The following is a 17743-nucleotide window of genomic DNA, read 5'->3' on the forward strand; positions in this document are numbered from 1 at the left end:
CCATAGCGAGTCGGTACCACCCCTTCCCATCCCGAACAGGACCGTGAAACGACTCCACGCCGATGATAGTGCGGATCACCCGTGTGAAAGTAGGTAATCGTCAGGCTCCTCATGCCGCAAAACAAAAACCCCACCCCGCAAAGGTGGGGTTTTTGCGTTTCGGAATCGAGTTCTCCGTTGCCCGTCATCGAGCGATGGCATCGCCGCCATCCATCCAGTACGCGGCCGCCCGTGGTCGTCAGGTTGCCTTTCAAGGCAACCATCTTGGACACTTACGCGATAGACCGGTCCTGATCGATCGTCGAGTTCAGCATTCGTAGCCGTGTCCTGCCATCCGGCGTGAAGTGCGTGCCAAATCGCACGAGACCCTCGCGGCGCAGATGACACGCCATCGTGAAGCTGAGCAGCATGCCCGGCTCCGGTTCATTGATTTCGATCTCGATCGATTGCAAACGCGGCTCGTATTGCAACAGCGTCGCTTCGATTTCGTTTTGCAACTTGTGCGCCGACGCCGGCAGATGCCGATAAATCTCCGACAGATCGTCAAGCCCATAGTGCGGCAAATGCGCAAGCGCCTTGCGCCGGCTATTCAATATTCGCTGGATGTTGTCCCGCACCGAATAAAATGTCTGCTCCTCGGGCGTGAATTCATCGATGGATCGTCCATCGGCAAAGTGGCCTGTGATGCGTTCGAAAAGCCCTGGTCCTGCGCGCGTCATGCATTCTCCTTGCGCATAGTCGTCAATGCATCGCGCGGACCGATGCGTCGAGCCAACTGTCGATCGCGAACCAGATCAGGCTCATCGCCACGCAAGCGAGCGCCACGCATCCGAGCGGGGAAATTCGTTGGCCCCACGTCCGTGTGACACGCGCCCGGACGATAATGGCGCCATCCTCATTCGAATCGTCAGATTGGCTCGTTGCGCCGAACCGTTCATCGAGAGCACGCCGTAGCCGTCCGCGCGCGTCATGACCGTCGAGCGCAAGCCGACCCGTGAAGCCCAGGTCCAGCACCGCCGCGAATATCGCAAGCAAAAGTCTCGCGGACTGTGCGTCACGCAGACGCTGTTCGATGCGCCGCACGAGTTCCTCGCCCGCATCGTTGACCTTCAATTCGGCCAACTGCAACGGATTTCGCTCCCACTCGTTACGCGCATCGCCTTCGAGATTGCGCAACGCGACCTCATCGAGCAGAGCGCACTGCGCACACACGGCATCGTCGATTTGATCAGGCGATAATCCGCGCGTTTGCAGTTCCGCCTTAAAACGGGCGATCTGTTCGACGCAATCCTTCAGAACCTGCTTCGCCCACTCCGACGAACGGCCGCTCGCTTGATACAGATCGGAGACGGTCAACGCGGTATCGCGCAGCGCGACGGGCAGCACATCGCTCATGGCGCTCATGTTGGCAGCACCGCGTAGAGTTCGATGGATACGTCGGGAATCGAGGCGGGCACGTAGAACTGGCAGGCGTGCGCCGCGATCATGCGTTTGAACGCCGGATGCGCCGAGTCCAGCGCGAAATACTGGTTCTCGATGCGCACGGGAATGGCCGCGGGCAGGCGCGACATCGGCTTGATCGGAATGCCCGAGAGCGCCGAGTTGACGATCTGTTCGACTTCATCGGGCGCGCCGGCCTTGCACAGACGCGGGAACTGCTCGATGAGCGTATGCGCCGGCAGCGCGGCCTGGACGGACAGATAATAATCCGCATCGTCGGCCAGGCGCTCGTCCTCGATGAGCCCCGTCCACATCGTGCCGCGCACACGTTGCAGCGCGATGGGCACCACGCGCGACGGAATCACCGTGTCGAGCAGATTGCGGATCAGCGATTCCAGCTCCGCAAATACAGGCTCCGGCGCCATATGATCGTAGGCCGGAATGGCCTGCAAGGTCTCGGTGGTGGAGAACGTCAGAAGCGAGCCGGCGAGCCGCGCCAGCAACGTATAGAGGCGCTCGGGATGCTGATCTGGCGCCTGAGCCAGGCGCGCCAGCTCCGGCCACGACGAGTTGACGCTGTGCAGCAGCCAGAAGAGCGACACGTCGGCCACGGCATAGTCGGCAATCTGATCCGAGCGTTCGCGGCGGCGAATGGCCAGACTCGTGCTCTTCGCGCTCAGGATCTCCGAGAGCCGCTTCATGCGTGCGGTCAGCGTCGCGTTCGCCGAGAGGAACAGGCACGGCGGCACGAACGATGCATCGAGCTCGAAGCGGCCCCGCGCGTTGCGAATGAGCCGCGCGACGGGACAGGTCACATAATCGCCCGTTTCCTCGAAGTCGAGCAGCAGCGACACCGCGTGGCGCTCGACGCTGATCTCCTCCTTGCCCTCACCGTTGACATCTGCGACGTGCAGATACTCGCGCACAAACCGGCGCGGGCGTGCCGGCTTCGTGCCCGGCTCCACGCAGTTGTGGCCCTGCGCATCGACGAGCGCCACGGCTGCGAGCACGGTCACGGCGTCATGTTGGGAAGGGACATCGTCGAGGTTTCGTGCAGCGGGCAACCAGTCCGAGGTCTCGCTGTCGATCAGCGTGCCATCGGGCAGGCGCAGCGAAAGGGCCGCGAGTTGCAGTCGATTGATGCCGAGCGACTGTGTGTCGAGCGAGACATTGACGACGCCCCACGGGTCCGCGCTGGCCATCGTGGCGATGCGCTGATTAGAGAACTGCTCCCATAGCGCCTGCTGCTGGAAGTGCTGCGGCGTCATAAAGACGCCTTGTGCCCACAAGGGTCGAGTTATTTTCATTGTGTCTTGTTTTGAGAAGTGCAATGTCCGTCGATCGACGCGCTTTGATCGACGGTTTCGTGAAGCGGACTAGTTCTTCGCCTTGGGCATCTGCGAGACGAGCGCAAGATTGATGTCCATACCCTCGATCTGGAAATGCGGCACGATATAGAGCTTGACGCAAAAGAAACCTGGGTTGTCCTCTATATCCTCGACTTCTACTCGCGCATCGCGTAATGGATGCGAGGCTTGCAAATCGTCGCCCGGCGCGGTCATCTCGGTGACGAGCGTTCTCACCCAGTTGTTCAGTTCGAGTTCGAGCAGGCGCCTGTCCTTGGTCGTGCCGATGTTCTCGCGCTGGATCAGCTTGAGGTAGTGCGCAATCCTTGATAACAGGAAAATGTATGGCAGCCGTGCATTCACGCGGCTGTTGGCGCTCGCCTCCTTGGTATCGAAATTCTCAGGGCGCTGCGCGGAGTGCGCCGAATAGAAGCACGCGTAATCGTGGTTCTTGTAATGCGAGAGCGGAATCAGACCGAGATTGGCGAATTCGAACTCGCGCGCTTCGGGAATGAGCGCGTCGGTTGGAATCTTGGCGAGACCACCTGTGCCGAGATCGTAAAGCTGCGTGGGCAAGGCTTCGACGAGGCCGCCTGCCTGCGGTCCGCGAATCTGAACACACCAGCCGTTACGAACGAAACTGCGCACCAGATTCGTCGCGAAGGCAAACGATGCGTTCGCCCAGAGATAGTGCCGCTGATCGCTCCCGACGTTTTCGGTGTAGTTGAATGCGCGTGTGGGTGCGGTATTGACGTCGTAGGGCAGCCGCGCCAGAAAGCGCGGCAGCGTGAGCCCAAGATAGCGTGCGTCTTCGGACTTGCGCAGGCTCTTCCATCGCAGATATTCGGCCCGATCGAAGTAATCGCCGATATCGCGAATACTCACGACCTCTTCCATTGAGGCCTTGCCGAAGAATTGCGGCGACACCGCCCCGATAAATGGCATATGGGCAGCGGCGGCCACCTTCGAGATATCGCGCAAGAGCGCGATATCTTGCGGACCATGATCGAATTCGAAGTTCGAGATGACGGCCGAGAAGGGATGCGCGCCCGGCGTGTCGTATTCCTGCGTGTAGGTGTGCCAGAACAATCCGCTATGAGCCACATCCGGCGCGTCCTCGAAATCCTGGCGCACGACCTCTTTCGATACGTCGAGCACTTCGATGACGACGCGCTGGCGAAAGTCGGTTTGATCGACGAGAAATTTCAGACCGCGCCAGGCGGACTCAAGACGCTGGAAGTCGGGGTGATGCAGAATTTCGTCTAGTTGGCGGCTGATGAACGCGTCGCATTCGGCGATGCAGAAATCAGTCCATCCGGAGTCGGGCCCGAGATCGATGGGCTCAAGGAGCGACTGATCGACGTGTTCGCTTGCTTTATCGGAGATCGGTGCTTGCGCAGAGGCAGGCTCGACAGCAGGAGGGCGGGGCTGAACCATGAGACTCGTTCTTCTTTTTCGCGCGAGACGAATTTTCTGATGTAAGAGAGCAGTAAGTGGCTCGAATATCGTTTATTCAGATTTTAAGCGGACGATGTATAGCACAGCGGACCGCTTAAAACTGTCGAATATTGAAAAAGCACTGTTTAAGTGGGGATTCGTCGGATTTATCAATCAAAGCTCTTCCCTAGTTTTGATCGGTCGGATATCGTCCCTCCGACTAAGCGCGGCCGAGGTGCTGCGCGCGCAGTCCATTCTCAACGCTTGCCATCGTCTAGTGTCGATCGGCAGGCTTCGATAGTGCTGCTAAACAGAGAGGATTGTTATGTCCAGTGTGTTGGACGATGGGAGCAGGCTTGTCGCGAGCGGGGGCGCCATGCCCGGTCGCCAAGCGTATCACCTTGAAGTGCCGAGCCAGGAAGCGCTCGCGGGGGAGTTCTCGGTTGTTTCGTGGGAAGTGAAGGAACGCATGGGGCAGCCGGTGGTGGCTAAGCTGTGCGTGACGCATCCGCGGAAGGTATCGCGCAGGCATTTCCTGAGCCGCGACGCCGCGTTCATCATGACTCCGCTCGGCGAGAAGTCCCGACGCTTCTCAGGCTACATCGCCTCATACGCGACGATCAAGACGACGGCCGATTTCACGAGTTACGAAATCACGCTGGTGTCCCATCTGGGTCGGCTTGATGTTGTCAATTCAAAAATATATCAACATAAGACAACGCCAGAGATAATCGAAGGCATCTTGCTTTCGCACGGCATTCCTGCACATCTGATCAGCATCCGGCTGCGGGCGAATTATCTGCAGCACGCGTTTCGCTTCCAATACCAGCAGACTGATCTGGCATATGTGCAGATGCTGTGCCAGAAGGCTGGCATCTACCTGTATGTGATCGAGACGGAGCACGGGGACCAGATCGTCTTGGGCGACGACGTCGATCATTACGTCCATGATCCCAAGCTGGTGCTGCCGTTCAGAGAACCATCAGGTCTGAACGCCGCCGCTGAATCGGTGTATGAACTCGTGGCGAAAGCGACGACGGTGCCGAAGTCGATTGTCGTCGCGGAATATAATCCTGAGCGCGCCTATGAGCGATACAAGGGCGAAGAGAACATCGCACCTCAGGATGATACCACGTATGGCAGTCCTTACATCTACGGGACGAACCATGAGGACCAGAAAGGCGCCCAGCGTCAGGCACAACTGCGCCACGAGGCGGAGATCGCTTGGCAGATCGTCTACGAGGGCGAGAGCACGGCGCGTGAATTGCACGTGGCGCGCGTATTTGGCATGGACGAGGAAGTCGATGACGCGCCCGATGGGTTGTTGATTTTCGAGATCACGCATCGCGGCGCGCGTGACCAGTCGTACACCAACAGCTTCAAGGCGATTCCCGCTGACCGGCGTTTCAGGCTGAAATTCGAGGACTGCGCGTGGCCGAAAATTTCCGGCTCACTCAGCGCCCGCGTCACAAGTCCCGACAAATATAAATATGCCTATCTAACCGCAGCCGGCTATTACACAGTTCGCTTCGATCTGGATTTCGCGGACTGGCCGAATGGTGGTGAAAGCGTTCCGTTGCGTATGGCGAAGCCCTTTGCGGGCAAGCTGCAGACGGGGATGCACTTTCCGGCGCTGGACAACGATGAGGCGGTGATCGAATTTCGGGATGGAGACCCGGATAAGCCATATATCGCTGCGTTCCAGCATCATAGTCAGGCGGTCGATCTGGTCACGAGCGACCGGCGCTGGCTGTCGAGAAACGAGATCCGCACGCAAAGCAATAACAAGCTTCGGATGGAGGATTGGCAGGGGCAGGAGGGGATCAAGCTCAGCACGGAGCATTCGGGCAAGTCGCAGCTGAATCTGGGGTATCTGGTTGATAACAAGCTGGAACGGCGCGGGGAAGGCTTTGAGCTTCGCACGTCGGCTCAAGGTGCGGTCCGCGCGGGTGGGCGCATCGTTCGGCCCGGTGCTGCGACTCGTTGCGCAATCGAGCGCAAACGTTTCCGCAGGCGCGCGCAGCGATTTGAGCATGGAGCGCTTCACCGAACGCGTCACCTCATTGCGTCTGAAGCTGCAGCAAATCAGCGACAGTCCCGATTCGGACGAGCAGGCCAAACAAATCGCGCAATCGCTCTTCTTGGGCAAGGGCTCGGAACTCGCGGACACGCTCGCGTATGCCCAACTCATCGCGGCAAGTCTCGGCGAAGAATGGGCGGGCATGGGCGCGGAACTGTTCGTGCGGCCCGTGTCGCAAGCGACGCAAACGGTGCTGCAACCGGCGCAGGCGAGCCTGAACGACGCATGGCAGGCCACCATCGTCGCCAACTGGAACCGCTCGTTCGCGGGCCGCTATCCGTTCGCTAACACGTCCAGTGACGCCTCGCTGCCGGAACTCGCCCGCTTCCTGCGTCCACAGGCCGGTCTGATCGATACATTCCTTGCCACCCAACTGGCAGGCGTGCTGCAACTGCAGGGCGATCAATGGGTGCCGGTCGCGGGCGCGACGGGCTCAGGCAGCGCCGCACGCGAGATCGATCCGGCATTCCTCAAAGCGATCAACACGCTGCAGCGCATTGGCGGTCATTTGCTAGCGCAGGGCGAACCGTCGTACCGGTTCGAGCTCAAGCCCGTGCCGCAGCCCGGCATCACGGACACGCTGTTGACCATCGACGCGCAAAAGCTGCACTACTACAACCAGATGGAAACGTGGAGCGGCATGGCGTGGCCGACCAGCGATCCGCAAAGCGCGGGCACGCGCCTCGAATGGCAGTCCGAAACGGCGGGCACTAACCAGCGCTTCGAATTTGCCGGCCGCTGGGCGTTCGTGCGCATGCTGGAACGCGCGCATGTCGAGCCGATTGATACGTCCACATATCAGTTGACGTGGCAGGCGAAGGCGCAGTTCGAGGACACGCGCTATGCCCCGAAGACGACTGACGCCGCCGATCAGGACGCGCTGACCGAACACGGGCCGAGCGCCGCTGCATCGGCGGATATCACGCATCCGTTGAGCTACGTGATGCGCACCGATGTAGGCAAGGGGCCGCTGGAACTGCTGGCCCTGAAGGGCTTCGTTTTGCCTTCGCGCATCTTCGTGAAGCGCGAGACACCGGTTAAAGGCGCGAAGCTCGCCGACGGTCCGCCGCCGCTACCCAAGGCCGCAATCGAAGCTGCGAAGAAAGCGGAAACACCGTTGCCCGGCGCACGAGGCACGTTGTGACGACGCACGATCTCGACTGCCACAGCGCCAGACTACCGATGCACGAAACCAAGACAGACGTGCGAGGCCCCGTCGGCCTGCCCGAAACGGAGGTCGATCACGCCTTGCGCGGCATCGATCCGCTGCGCCATTTGCCGTCCGAGCTGCACGAACAGGCGCTCGGTTTCCTGGAATGGCTTGCTGCGGTGGATCGCGCCGAGCCGACGCGCTGTCCTTACTGCGGCTCGATAAAGATTGGCGATCGAGGGCCCGGCAAAGGCATCGCGCAACGCATCACATACCGATGCTGGACCTGCAAACAGTGTTTCAATCGACTGACCGGGACGGCGTTCAAAGGCAAGCGCCAGTGCGGTATCGCTTCCGCACTGAGCGAACCGCGCCTCATCGATTTATCCACCCAGCAGAAAAAAAGCATGAAGAACATCATCTCCCTCACCGCTTGCGCACTGTCGATCACGTTGCTGTCCGCGTGCGCCTCCGCACCCGACCGCGACAAGGAAACCGCGCTGAACCAGCAAGTCGGCATCGAGGTCACGCAAACCAAACAAGGCGTGCAAGTGCGCCTGCCGGATCGCGTGCTGTTCGACTTCGACAAGTCGGCGCTGCGTGCCGATTCGGGCCCGGCGCTCAATCGTGCGGTCGTGTTGCTCAAGCGCAGCAAGAAGTCGGTGATCGTCGAAGGACATACCGATAACACCGGCACGCATGAGTACAACCAGTCGCTGTCCGAAGCGCGCGCGCAGACGGTCGCGAGTGCGCTGGAGCAGCGCGGTATCGTCGATTCGCGCATCGCCACGAAGGGGTTCGCTTACGACAAGCCTGCGGCGAGCAACGACACGCCCGAAGGCCAGGCGAAGAATCGTCGCACCGAGATCGTCGTGATCGGCGAATCGCTCGATGCGATCATGGGCAAGCCGTCGAAGCAGTAACGCTCGTTTCTATCCTCAGCTAGCTCGCTAAAACCGCCACCTCGCGGCGCACAACCTTGTGCGCCGCGAACTCATCGTTTCCACCGATCCATCAATCTGGTTCATGCGTGAATGAACAACCGTCGTTTGTCACGCCCCCGCTCGCCGCTCAAGATGCGGTTATCGACGATCCGGAATCAACCGGTCATGAGCAACCCCCGATGACGAATCGAAGGGCTGCGTCGTCTAACCACCGTCAAAGGAGAGCACGCATGTCCAGTGAAGTCATTGAAAAGCCGCAGTCGATCGTCAAACCGGGCAAGATCTCGATTTATGAGCCCGACCAGGAAGGCCTGATTTTCCCGGCCGTGCCGAAGTTCAAGAGCGTCGCCGAGCATCGCCAGTATTTGAAGGAACGCCTCGTCGCAGCCTGCCGCGCGTTCGCGCTTCAGGGTTACGACTATGGCTTCGCCGGCCACCTGACGGTTCGCGACCCGGAAAACCCGAGCCTCTACTGGACGAATCCGATGGCCGTGCATTTCTCGCAAGTGAAGGTGTCGAACCTCATTTGCGCGGACCATCAGGGCATCGTCGTCGAAGGCGAATACGCCCTCAATCGCGCGGGCTTCGTTCTGCACGCGGCGGTTCACGAACAGCATCAGGACATCGTCGCCATGTGCCATGCACATACGACGTACGGAACGGCCTTCGCCTCGCTCGGCAAGCCGCTCGCGCCGATCACGCAGGACGCGTGCGCGTTCTTCGAAGACCACGTGGTGATCGGCGACGAAGCCGGCAAGGTCGCCGTCGAAGTGAAGGGCGGCAACAAGGTCGCCAACGCGTTCAAGGGCGTGAAGGCCGCGATTCACCAGAACCACGGTCTGCTCACGGCGAGCCGTCACAGCATCGATTCGGCGGCGTTCTGGTTCATCGCGCTCGAGCGCTGCTGCCAGCAACAGTTGATGATCGACGCGACCGGCATCACGCCGAAGCTCGTGCCGGAAGATCGCGCGCGCTACAGCCGCGAGCACGTAGGCAGCGACTACATCGGCTGGCTGCACTTCCAGACCATCTGGACCGACCTCGTGGCGACGCAGCCGGACATGTTCGACTAATCGCGTCGCCGGGCCGTCAGGCCGTAATACCAGCCAAAGCAGGGAAGGCGACAAGAACGCATCAGCGTCGACGCCTTCTCCCAGGTATTCAAGTCAGGAGACACATGATGAGTTCCCCCAGTCAAACCGCCTTCTTCGCAGGCGACGAATCCTCCACGTATGGCAGAGTCATGTGGCGGATCTTGCCGTTCCTGTTCGTCTGCTATCTGTTCGCCTATCTCGATCGCATCAACGTCGCGTTCGCAAAGCTGCAAATGCTGAAGGATCTCGGATTCAGCGACGCAGTCTATGGGCTCGGTGCGAGCGTCTTTTTTATCGGCTATCTGCTATTCGAAGTGCCGAGCAATCTGCTTTTGCTACGCGTGGGCGCACGGCGCTGGATCGCGCGAATCATGGTGACGTGGGGCGCGCTTTCCGCATGCATGCTCTTCGTCACGACGCCAACCAGCTTCTATATCATGCGATTCTTGCTGGGCGTCGCCGAGGCGGGCTTCATTCCCGCTATTCTGCTCTATCTGACCTACTGGTTTCCGGCTTCGCGGCGCAGCAAGGTCACGGCGCTGTTCTTGACTGGCATTCCGATGTCAGGCGTGCTCGGCGGGCCGATTTCCGGCTGGATCATGACGCGCCTCTCGGGATCCTACGGAATGAGTGGATGGCAATGGCTCTTTCTGCTGGAAGGCGTCCCGACGGTCATACTCGGCGTCATCGCATTCTTTTATCTCGACGATAAAGTCAAGGACGCGAACTGGCTGAGCGACTCCCAGAAGGCAATGATCGAAAGCAATCTGAGGGAGGAAACGCCTGAGCACAGCCTGCATTCCGTCCGGGACGGGCTGATCAATCCTCGAATCCTTCTGCTCAGCGCTATCTATTTCTTCTTCACGATGGGCCTGTACGGCGTGAGTTTCTGGTTGCCGACCTTGATCAAGGCAAGCGGCGTATCGAGCCCGATGAACATCGGATTGCTGACGGCGGTGCCATACGGCGCGGCGGTGTTCGCCATGATATTCGTCAGTCGAACCTCCGACGCGAGCGGCGAGCGGCGCTGGCACCTCGCTATTCCAGGGCTGGTCGGGGCCGCGGGATTGGTCTTCAGCGTGATGTATGCCCATTCGACCGCGCTCGCCATGATCGCGCTGACGGTCGGCACGATGGGCGTCATGACCACCATCTCACAGTTCTGGGTGCTGCCACCGGCCATTTTTAGCGGCGCCGCCGCAGCGGCGGGACTCGCCCTGGCGAATTCGGTGGGCAGCATCTCGGGCGTGGTCAGTCCCTCGCTGATCGGCTTCGTGCAAACCGCGACAGGCTCCACCGGCAATGCCGTGCTCGCACTGGCCGCAAGCCTTGTCATAGGCAGTGTTCTCGTGTTCACCGTGCCCGCGAAGCTCGTCAATTCTTCGCGCAAAACGCGCGGCTGAACCTCTATCCCGGCGGGCGCTCGACCGCAGACGATCGCGCCCGCCGGAGCGTCTTCACTAGTGTTTACCCATAAAGACGTCGCCCAATTTTGGGCCTAATCTTTGGATACAGAGTTCGGACCACAGAATGCCGTACTCAATTACCCACTTTGAAAGGAGCAGGTCATGAGCGTCAAGTGCGACAAGGTCGAAGGTCAGAAGAGCGCCGGGGGCGCGCCGACGGCGAAAAAGCTGATCCCGTACGGCGGCTACTATGCGAGCAAGGTGCCCGGCCACGATCCCGAGTTGACGGAAACGGGCCCGGGCACGCCGATGGGCGAATACATGCGCGCGTTCTGGCACCCCGTGTGCATGTCGATGGAGCTCACCGACACGCCGCGCTTCCTGAAGATCCTCGGTGAAGAACTCGTCGCCTTCCGCGACGGCAGCGGCGCGGTCGGCGTCCTGCATGCGCATTGCGTTCACCGTGGCGCGTCGCTCGAATACGGCAAGATTCTCGACAAGGGCATTCAGTGCTGCTACCACGGCATGGTGTTCGACGTGGACGGCTCCTGCCTGCATGTCCCGTTCCCCAAAGGCGAAGAAAAGGAAGCCGAACGATACGCCTGCTCCATTCAACAGGGCGCGTACAAGGCCGTGGAGCGCAACGGGCTCGTCTTCGCCTACATGGGCCCGCCGGACGCCGAGCCGCCGTTCCCGGAGTGGGAAGGCGATTTCACGGTCGCGCCGGGCGATGAACTCGTGCCCTACAGCAACTTCCAGCATTGCAACTGGCTGCAGGTGCAGGACAACGCCGCGGATAACTTCCACCCGACCGCGCTGCATGCGGCGAAGAACGTGGTGAACGGAAAATTCCAGGAGACGACGTTCGACGAAGTCGGCGCCGCATCGATGGAAGTCGCGCCGGACATGCAGTTCGTTCCGGTGCAGGGCGGCCGAAGCCTGGCGTGCGCCGGTGCGCGCCGCGTCGATGACGATCGCCTGTTCGTTCGCGTGCAACATCAGGTCTTGCCGAATCTGAGCCTGCATGCCTACACGTCCGAAGACGGTAAAAAGAAGAAGCTCTTTAGCCGTTTCCATATCATCCGCTGGACCGTGCCTGTCGACGATGAGAACAGCAAGATGATCGGCTGGCGCGTCATGGGTCCGGGCATCGACACGCGCGGCATCGGAAAGAAAGAACTGGTCGGCTACGAGAGCATCGACTTTCTCGATGGTCAGGTTGCGATGCGTCGGCCCGAACGCTTTGGCCAGTACAAGATCGACGACCTGGTTCCGATTCCTTCGAACCATCGCGAGCGGGCCAACTACAAGGACGCGCAGCACGCGCCGGGCGACTACGAGGCAATCATCAGCCAGCGTCCGATCGCCGTTCATGCACTCGAGAATCCGACCAAGTTCGATGCGGGCGTCTATCAGTTCCGCAAGCTGCTTCGCGACGCCGTGCGCGGAACGAATGCCGCGGCGTCGGCGCAAGGCTTCGCGGCGTGGCTAAAAGAGAACGCCGGCACGCCGAACAGCTTCTGCACCGGCAATGTTTTCGACATTCCGATTGCCGCAACGGTCGAAGACGAGGTCGTGCAGCGCCGTGCCGTCACGAAGAAGGTCGTCGCCATTCTGGCCGAAAGCGAAAGCATGAACCTGAAGGGACAGCCGCGCGCCGACTTCGTGCGGGCGAAGCTGGAAGAGATGGAGCAATCGATCAAGGGGTAAACCGGCGCAGGGCGAGCGGGCGCACCTTGCATGGGCCCGCTCGAATTACCTCAGCTTCATGGACAGCAGCAGACAGGAACAGAAATGGACACCGTAATCGAAGAGCCGAATCCCACGAAGACCACGCTAAAGCTTCTGGTCAAGCAAATCCGCTTCGAGGGAAAAGGCATCAACTCTTACGAACTGGTCGACCCTGAAGGCGAGGATTTGCCGCCGTTCGACGCAGGCGCTCATATCGACATCTATGTCGGCGATGGGCTGATCCGGCAATACTCGCTGTGCAATGCGCCGGGCGATCGCAAACGCTATGTCATCGCCGTGCTGCGCGACGAAAGCGGGCGCGGCGGCTCCAAAGCCGTTCACGACAAGATTCGCGTGCAGGATATCGTGAAGATCAGCGAGCCGCGCAATCATTTTCATCTGATTCGGGATGCGCGAAAAGTCGTTCTGATCGCGGGCGGTATCGGCGTCACGCCATTGAAAGCGATGGCTCACGAACTCGAAGCGAGCGGCATCGACTTCGAGATGCATTACTGCGCCAAGGAGTTCTCGTATGCGGCGTTCACGGCGGAACTCGAAGCGTTGAGGGAACGCGGCAAGCTTCATTACCATTTCGATGGCGGCCAGCCTGGCGCCGGGCTCGACATCGGCCGCTTGCTGAGCGAACCGGAACCGGGCACGCACGTGTATCACTGCGGCCCTGGCGGTTTCATGAAAGCCTGCGCGGATGCTGCCGCGCACTGGCCCGCAGGCAGCGTTCATTTCGAGCATTTCAAGGCGCCCGCGCGGCCGGTCAGCGAACGGGAAGCGTCCGATGCCGCCGGCGACTTCAACGTGAAGATCGCGAGTTCGGGACAGGTGATTCCGGTGCAGCGCGATCAGAGCATCGCCGACGCCTTGAGCGCCGCGGGCGTCACGGTCGAGACATCGTGTTGCGCCGGCCTGTGCGCGACCTGCAAGGTCCGCTATCTGGAGGGCGAAGTGGAGCACAACGACTTCATTCTGAGCGACGAGGAAAAAGCGGAATACCTCACGGCATGCGTGTCGAGAGCCACGAGCAAAGAGCTGGTGCTCGATCTGTAAGCGCATCCATCCCGAGGGATGGCACGACCTATCCATCCAGAGAGCGAAATCATGGTTGCAAGATTGGTCAGGCTTCAGGCACGCACCGATTATGTCGATGAGGTGTACAAGGTTCTGCTGGACGCGATCAGCGACGGATCGCTTTCGCCAGGCGCGCGGATCACGCAGGAAGACATCGCCGAGCAGCTTGCCGTGTCACGCTCGCCGGTGCTGCAGGCGCTGCGTCTTCTCAAGAAAGACGGGCTGGTCAGGGACGCGCCTGGCCGTGGCTTGCTGGTCGCGCCCCTGGACGCGGCATGGATCAGTCACCTCTACGAGATCAGAGGCGCGCTGGACTCGCTCGCGGCGCGCCTCGCCGCCCAACGGCGCTGGAAGATCGATCAAGGCATCATCGAAAACGGCAGGATGGTGGCGAAAGGGCGGAACGTCACCGCGATGATCGAAGCGGATGTGGCGTTCCATTTCGCCGTTTATGCCGCATCGGGAAATCCATTGATCGCGGAGACGGCGCGTTCGCACTGGGTTCATCTTCGGCGGGTCATGGGGGCCGTGCTTCAATCGTCGATGCAACGCAAGTCGATCTGGGACGAGCATGCGGCTATCGCATCCGCCATCGCCGATGGTGACGCGACGCGGGCGGTGGACCTGAGCGAGCGCCATGTCCGCATGGCGCGCGAGAACCTGATTCCGAGAGTCGAGGCGGTCCTCGCGCATCGGCAGCGGATTGACCGGCCGGATGCGATCGTCTCGGCGTCCGGCGTCACGAGAGCCTGAAACGATGAGGCGCATTCCCAATTTCGTCCTCTTGCGCGCGTTCGAGGCAGCGGCCCGTTTGCAGAGCTTCACGCTCGCCGCGGAGGAGTTGCACCTGACGCAATCCGCGATCAGTCATCAGGTGAAAGAACTCGAAGACTATTTCGGCCGCAAGCTGTTTCACCGGCGCAATCGCCGGGTCGAACTGACGCAGGAGGCGCTTCGCCTGCAGGAAAGCCTCGGCCGTGTCTTCGATGTCATCGAGGCCGCGTGCGGCGACGTCGCGCTTGCGCCGAAGGCTCAGGTTCTGGTCGTCCACTGCGCGCCGAGTTTCGCGGCGAAATGGCTCGGCCCGCGGCTGCCGGAATTCATGCGCGACCATCCCGACGTGACGATCCGGCTGTCGTCGAGCGCGGAGGCGATCGACCTGACGCAGCTTCAGGATATCGATGTCGCCATTTCTTACGGTTACGCGCTCGAGCGGCCCGGCATCACGACCCTTGCTTTGGGGCGGGAGCGCATCGTGCCGCTTTGCTCGCCCGCGCTCATGAGCCGGGGCGCATCGCTCATGCAGTTCATGGCGTCCGCGACGCTCATCGACTCCCAGTTGAGCCGCGTGACTTGGCCCGACTGGTTCGTGCTCAACGGCATACCGATTCCGACGCAGCCGCGGCCGTCGTTCGACAGGGCCGCGCTGGTGCTTTCCGCCGCGGTGGATGGCATGGGCGTCGCGCTCGAATCGGTCAGACTGGCGGAGCGCGAGCTGGCGCGAGGCGATCTGGTCGAGCTGGGCGGCGATGTCTTCCGGCCGCTCGCCCGCGAAACGCATTTCTTTTCCTATCGCGTCAGCGACAAGAACGTGGAAAAGGTCAGGAGCTTTCGCCGCTGGCTGTGGGAAAAAGCCGGGCTTGCGGTCGAAGCGGTGCCTTCGTAAAGCCGACGTCCTTTTCCCACTCCTCCGACGATAACGGCACGGTTTGATCGAATCATCGATCCTCTTCATGCAGAATACCGGCATCCAGAATGCGGAGATCGGCCAGTGGGGATCAACTTCGACTTGAATGACTTGCAGGCGTTTCGCGCGGTGGTGGAGCTGGGAAGCTTCCGCAAGGCCGCCGAGGCGGTCAGTATTTCGCAGCCGGCCTTGAGCCGCCGGATCGACAAGCTGGAGGAAGCGCTCGGCGTGCGTCTCTTCGAACGCACCACGCGCAGCGTCACGCTCACCACCGTCGGCCGCGTGTTCGCCCCGAGCGCGGAACAACTGCTGGATGATCTCGATATCGCGCTGCTCGGCATTCAGGATGTTTCGTCGAGCCGGCTCGGTCACGTGACCATCGCATGCGTGCCTTCGGTGGCGTACTACTTTCTGCCGAATGTCATCGCGAGCTATCATCGCCGCTTTCCGCGCATCCGGGTCAAGCTGCTGGATTCGAGCGCGAACGAAGTGCTCGGCGCGGTCATCAGCGGCGAGGCCGATTTCGGCGTGAGCTTCATGGGTAGCCAGGAGTCCGAGATCGAGTTCAAGGTGCTGCTGCAGGAGCGCTTCGTGGCCGCTTGCCGCCGCGACCATCCGCTCGCGCGGAAGAAACGCGTGACCTGGAACGAGCTTTACGAGCACGATTACGTCTCCGTGGACAAGACGTCCGGCAACCGCCTGTTGCTCGATCAGGCGCTCTCGACCGTCGCGCCGCGCGCGCCTAGCGTCTGCGAGACGCGGCACGTCACGACCATGCTCGGGCTGGTCGAAGCGGGGCTCGGCGTCGCCGCGGTGCCTTCGATGGCCATGCCCGGACACGAGCATCCCATCCTCACGAGCGTGCCGCTCGTCGATCCGGTCGTGAAACGGCGCGTCGGCATCGTGAGGCGGCGGGGACGCCCGCTCACGCCGGCCGCGCAGGAGTTTCACCGGGCCATCATCGAAACGAAGCGTAACGGCGTGACAGGCGGCGATGCGATGGACAATACCGTCACGACGACAGGAAAGACAGGAAGGAAAACCGAATCGTGAAGTTGGCAAGACCACTTCGTCTGCTCTACGTGCAGGTCTTGCTGGCGATGCTGCTCGGCATGACGCTCGGCCACGTCTGGCCGCACGCGGGCGCGCTCTTCAAGCCGCTCAGCGACGCGTTCGTCGCCCTCGTGCGGATGATGATCGCGCCGATCGTCTTCTGCACGATCGTCTCGGGCATCACTTCGCTTGCGAGCGGGAAGACCATCGGACGCACGATCGTCCACGCGCTGGCGCTGTTCTATCTGCTCACGGCCGTCGCGCTCGCGCTCGGTCTTGTCACCGCGTTCGTGCTGCGGCCCGGCGCGGGCATGCACATCGACGTGCATCATCTGGATTCGAGCATCCTCGCGCAATATGTGAAGCACGCACAGACGCACGGGCTCGTGGAGTTCGGGCTGAGCGTGATTCCGGAGACGATGCTCGGCGCGTTCGAAAAGGGCGAGGTGCTGCCGGTGCTGCTGATTTCGCTGCTCTTCGGTTTCTCGCTCAACGCGTATCCGCGCGCGGGCCGGCCGGTGCTGGCGCTCATCGAAGGCATCGCGCAGGCGCTCTTTCGCATTCTCGCGATGATCATGCGGCTCGCTCCTTTCGGCGCATTCGGTGCGATGGCCTTCACGGTGGGCCGCTTCGGCATCCGCTCGGTCGGCTCGCTCGGCTTGCTGATGATGTCGTTCTACGTGGCGTGCCTGCTTTTCGTCGCGCTCGTGCTCGCGCCGCTTGCGCGGCTGCACGGGTTCGCGCTCTGGCGGCTGTTGCGCTACATGCGCGAAGAGTTGCTCATCGTCCTTGCAACGTCGTCCACGGAACCGGTGCTGCCGCGCCTGATCGTGAAGCTGGAGGCGCTCGGCTGCGACAAGGGCGTCGTCGGGCTCGTGCTGCCCGCGGGCTATTCGTTCAATCTGGACGGCACCGCGATCTATCTGACGCTCGCCTCGATGTTCATCGCGCAGGCGTGCGATGTGCCGCTTTCCGCGCCGCAAATCGCGACGATGCTCGCCGTCATGCTGCTCACGTCCAAGGGCGCGGCGGGCGTATCCGGCAGCGGGCTGGTCGCGCTCGTCGCCACGCTCACGGTGATTCCCGATCTGCCCGTGGCCGGCGTGGCGCTTCTCGTGGGCATCGACCGCTTCATGTCCGAAGCGCGCGCCCTGACGAGCGTGATCAGCAACGCGTGCGCGGTGATCGTCGTTTCAATGTGGGAAGGCGCGTGCGATCGCACGCGTCTCGCGCGGATGCTCGGCGTGGCCGAACCGGACCGCCCGAACGCCACCGACACCGCGCGTTGACGT

Annotated in this window: 15 protein-coding genes and 1 rRNA gene; 12 read left to right on the top strand and 4 right to left on the bottom strand. The window is 61.4% G+C overall.

The genetic code is table 11. The features are described from left to right. A 5S ribosomal RNA gene (gene rrf / locus AWB70_RS26675) occupies nucleotides 1-106 on the top strand; the annotation flags it as partial. Nucleotides 107-272: 166 nt separating this feature from the next. Here the strand turns inward: rrf and tssE are convergent. From tssE to tssC, 4 genes are all read right to left on the bottom strand, one after another. Continuing rightward, nucleotides 273-719, bottom strand: coding sequence for a type VI secretion system baseplate subunit TssE (tssE, locus tag AWB70_RS26680; RefSeq protein WP_053569892.1), 447 nt, complete (start codon nucleotides 717-719; stop codon nucleotides 273-275). 22 nt (nucleotides 720-741) lie between these two features. Then, nucleotides 742-1404 (bottom strand): DotU/TssL family secretion system protein, encoded by a 663-nt coding sequence (locus AWB70_RS26685; protein WP_053569893.1) that lies wholly within the window; start codon nucleotides 1402-1404, stop codon nucleotides 742-744. Continuing rightward, nucleotides 1401-2747: a type VI secretion system baseplate subunit TssK gene (gene tssK, locus AWB70_RS26690; RefSeq protein WP_075644275.1), complete on the bottom strand. Its 1347-nt coding sequence runs from the start codon at nucleotides 2745-2747 to the stop codon at nucleotides 1401-1403. The genes AWB70_RS26685 and tssK overlap by 4 nt, the downstream gene beginning before the upstream one ends. Before the next feature lie 69 nt (nucleotides 2748-2816). Continuing rightward, nucleotides 2817-4223 (bottom strand): type VI secretion system contractile sheath large subunit, encoded by a 1407-nt coding sequence (gene tssC, locus AWB70_RS26695; protein WP_053569895.1) that lies wholly within the window; start codon nucleotides 4221-4223, stop codon nucleotides 2817-2819. Between the two features lie 376 nt (nucleotides 4224-4599). Here tssC and AWB70_RS26700 point away from each other — a divergent pair, with 376 nt between their 5' ends. From AWB70_RS26700 to dctA, 11 genes are all read left to right on the top strand, one after another. Further along, nucleotides 4600-6591, top strand: coding sequence for a type VI secretion system Vgr family protein (locus AWB70_RS26700; protein WP_321167019.1), 1992 nt, complete (start codon nucleotides 4600-4602; stop codon nucleotides 6589-6591). Then, nucleotides 6473-7447, top strand: a complete 975-nt coding sequence (locus tag AWB70_RS26705) for a type VI secretion IcmF C-terminal domain-containing protein (protein ID WP_235024357.1) — start codon at nucleotides 6473-6475, stop codon at nucleotides 7445-7447. Before AWB70_RS26700 ends, AWB70_RS26705 begins: the two co-directional genes overlap by 119 nt. Continuing rightward, nucleotides 7444-8376, top strand: a complete 933-nt coding sequence (locus AWB70_RS39390; RefSeq protein WP_235024358.1) for an OmpA family protein — start codon at nucleotides 7444-7446, stop codon at nucleotides 8374-8376. The genes AWB70_RS26705 and AWB70_RS39390 overlap by 4 nt, the downstream gene beginning before the upstream one ends. A 251-nt stretch (nucleotides 8377-8627) precedes the next feature. Beyond that, nucleotides 8628-9470, top strand: a complete 843-nt coding sequence (locus AWB70_RS26715) for a class II aldolase/adducin family protein (RefSeq protein ID WP_014192810.1) — start codon at nucleotides 8628-8630, stop codon at nucleotides 9468-9470. Between the two features lie 107 nt (nucleotides 9471-9577). Beyond that, complete coding sequence (locus AWB70_RS26720) at nucleotides 9578-10894, top strand: MFS transporter (protein ID WP_053570295.1); 1317 nt, start codon at nucleotides 9578-9580, stop codon at nucleotides 10892-10894. 165 nt (nucleotides 10895-11059) lie between these two features. Continuing rightward, nucleotides 11060-12607: a Rieske 2Fe-2S domain-containing protein gene (locus AWB70_RS26725; protein ID WP_053569900.1), complete on the top strand. Its 1548-nt coding sequence runs from the start codon at nucleotides 11060-11062 to the stop codon at nucleotides 12605-12607. A gap of 84 nt (nucleotides 12608-12691) precedes the next feature. After that, a complete protein-coding gene (locus tag AWB70_RS26730) occupies nucleotides 12692-13690 on the top strand; it encodes a PDR/VanB family oxidoreductase (RefSeq protein WP_053569901.1) in 999 nt (332 codons plus the stop codon). A 51-nt stretch (nucleotides 13691-13741) separates the two neighbouring features. Then, nucleotides 13742-14464 (top strand): GntR family transcriptional regulator, encoded by a 723-nt coding sequence (locus AWB70_RS26735; RefSeq protein WP_053569902.1) that lies wholly within the window; start codon nucleotides 13742-13744, stop codon nucleotides 14462-14464. Nucleotides 14465-14468: 4 nt separating this feature from the next. Continuing rightward, complete coding sequence (locus AWB70_RS26740) at nucleotides 14469-15377, top strand: LysR substrate-binding domain-containing protein (RefSeq protein WP_041732429.1); 909 nt, start codon at nucleotides 14469-14471, stop codon at nucleotides 15375-15377. Between the two features lie 105 nt (nucleotides 15378-15482). Then, on the top strand, nucleotides 15483-16451 hold the full coding sequence (locus AWB70_RS26745) for a LysR family transcriptional regulator (RefSeq protein WP_053569903.1): 969 nt from the start codon (nucleotides 15483-15485) through the stop codon (nucleotides 16449-16451). Next, nucleotides 16448-17740, top strand: a complete 1293-nt coding sequence (gene dctA / locus AWB70_RS26750; RefSeq protein ID WP_053569904.1) for a C4-dicarboxylate transporter DctA — start codon at nucleotides 16448-16450, stop codon at nucleotides 17738-17740. The genes AWB70_RS26745 and dctA overlap by 4 nt, the downstream gene beginning before the upstream one ends. The last annotated feature ends 3 nt before the right edge of the window (nucleotides 17741-17743 follow it).

It is taken from the genome of Caballeronia cordobensis, from assembly GCF_001544575.2.
GTDB lineage: Bacteria > Pseudomonadota > Gammaproteobacteria > Burkholderiales > Burkholderiaceae > Caballeronia > Caballeronia cordobensis.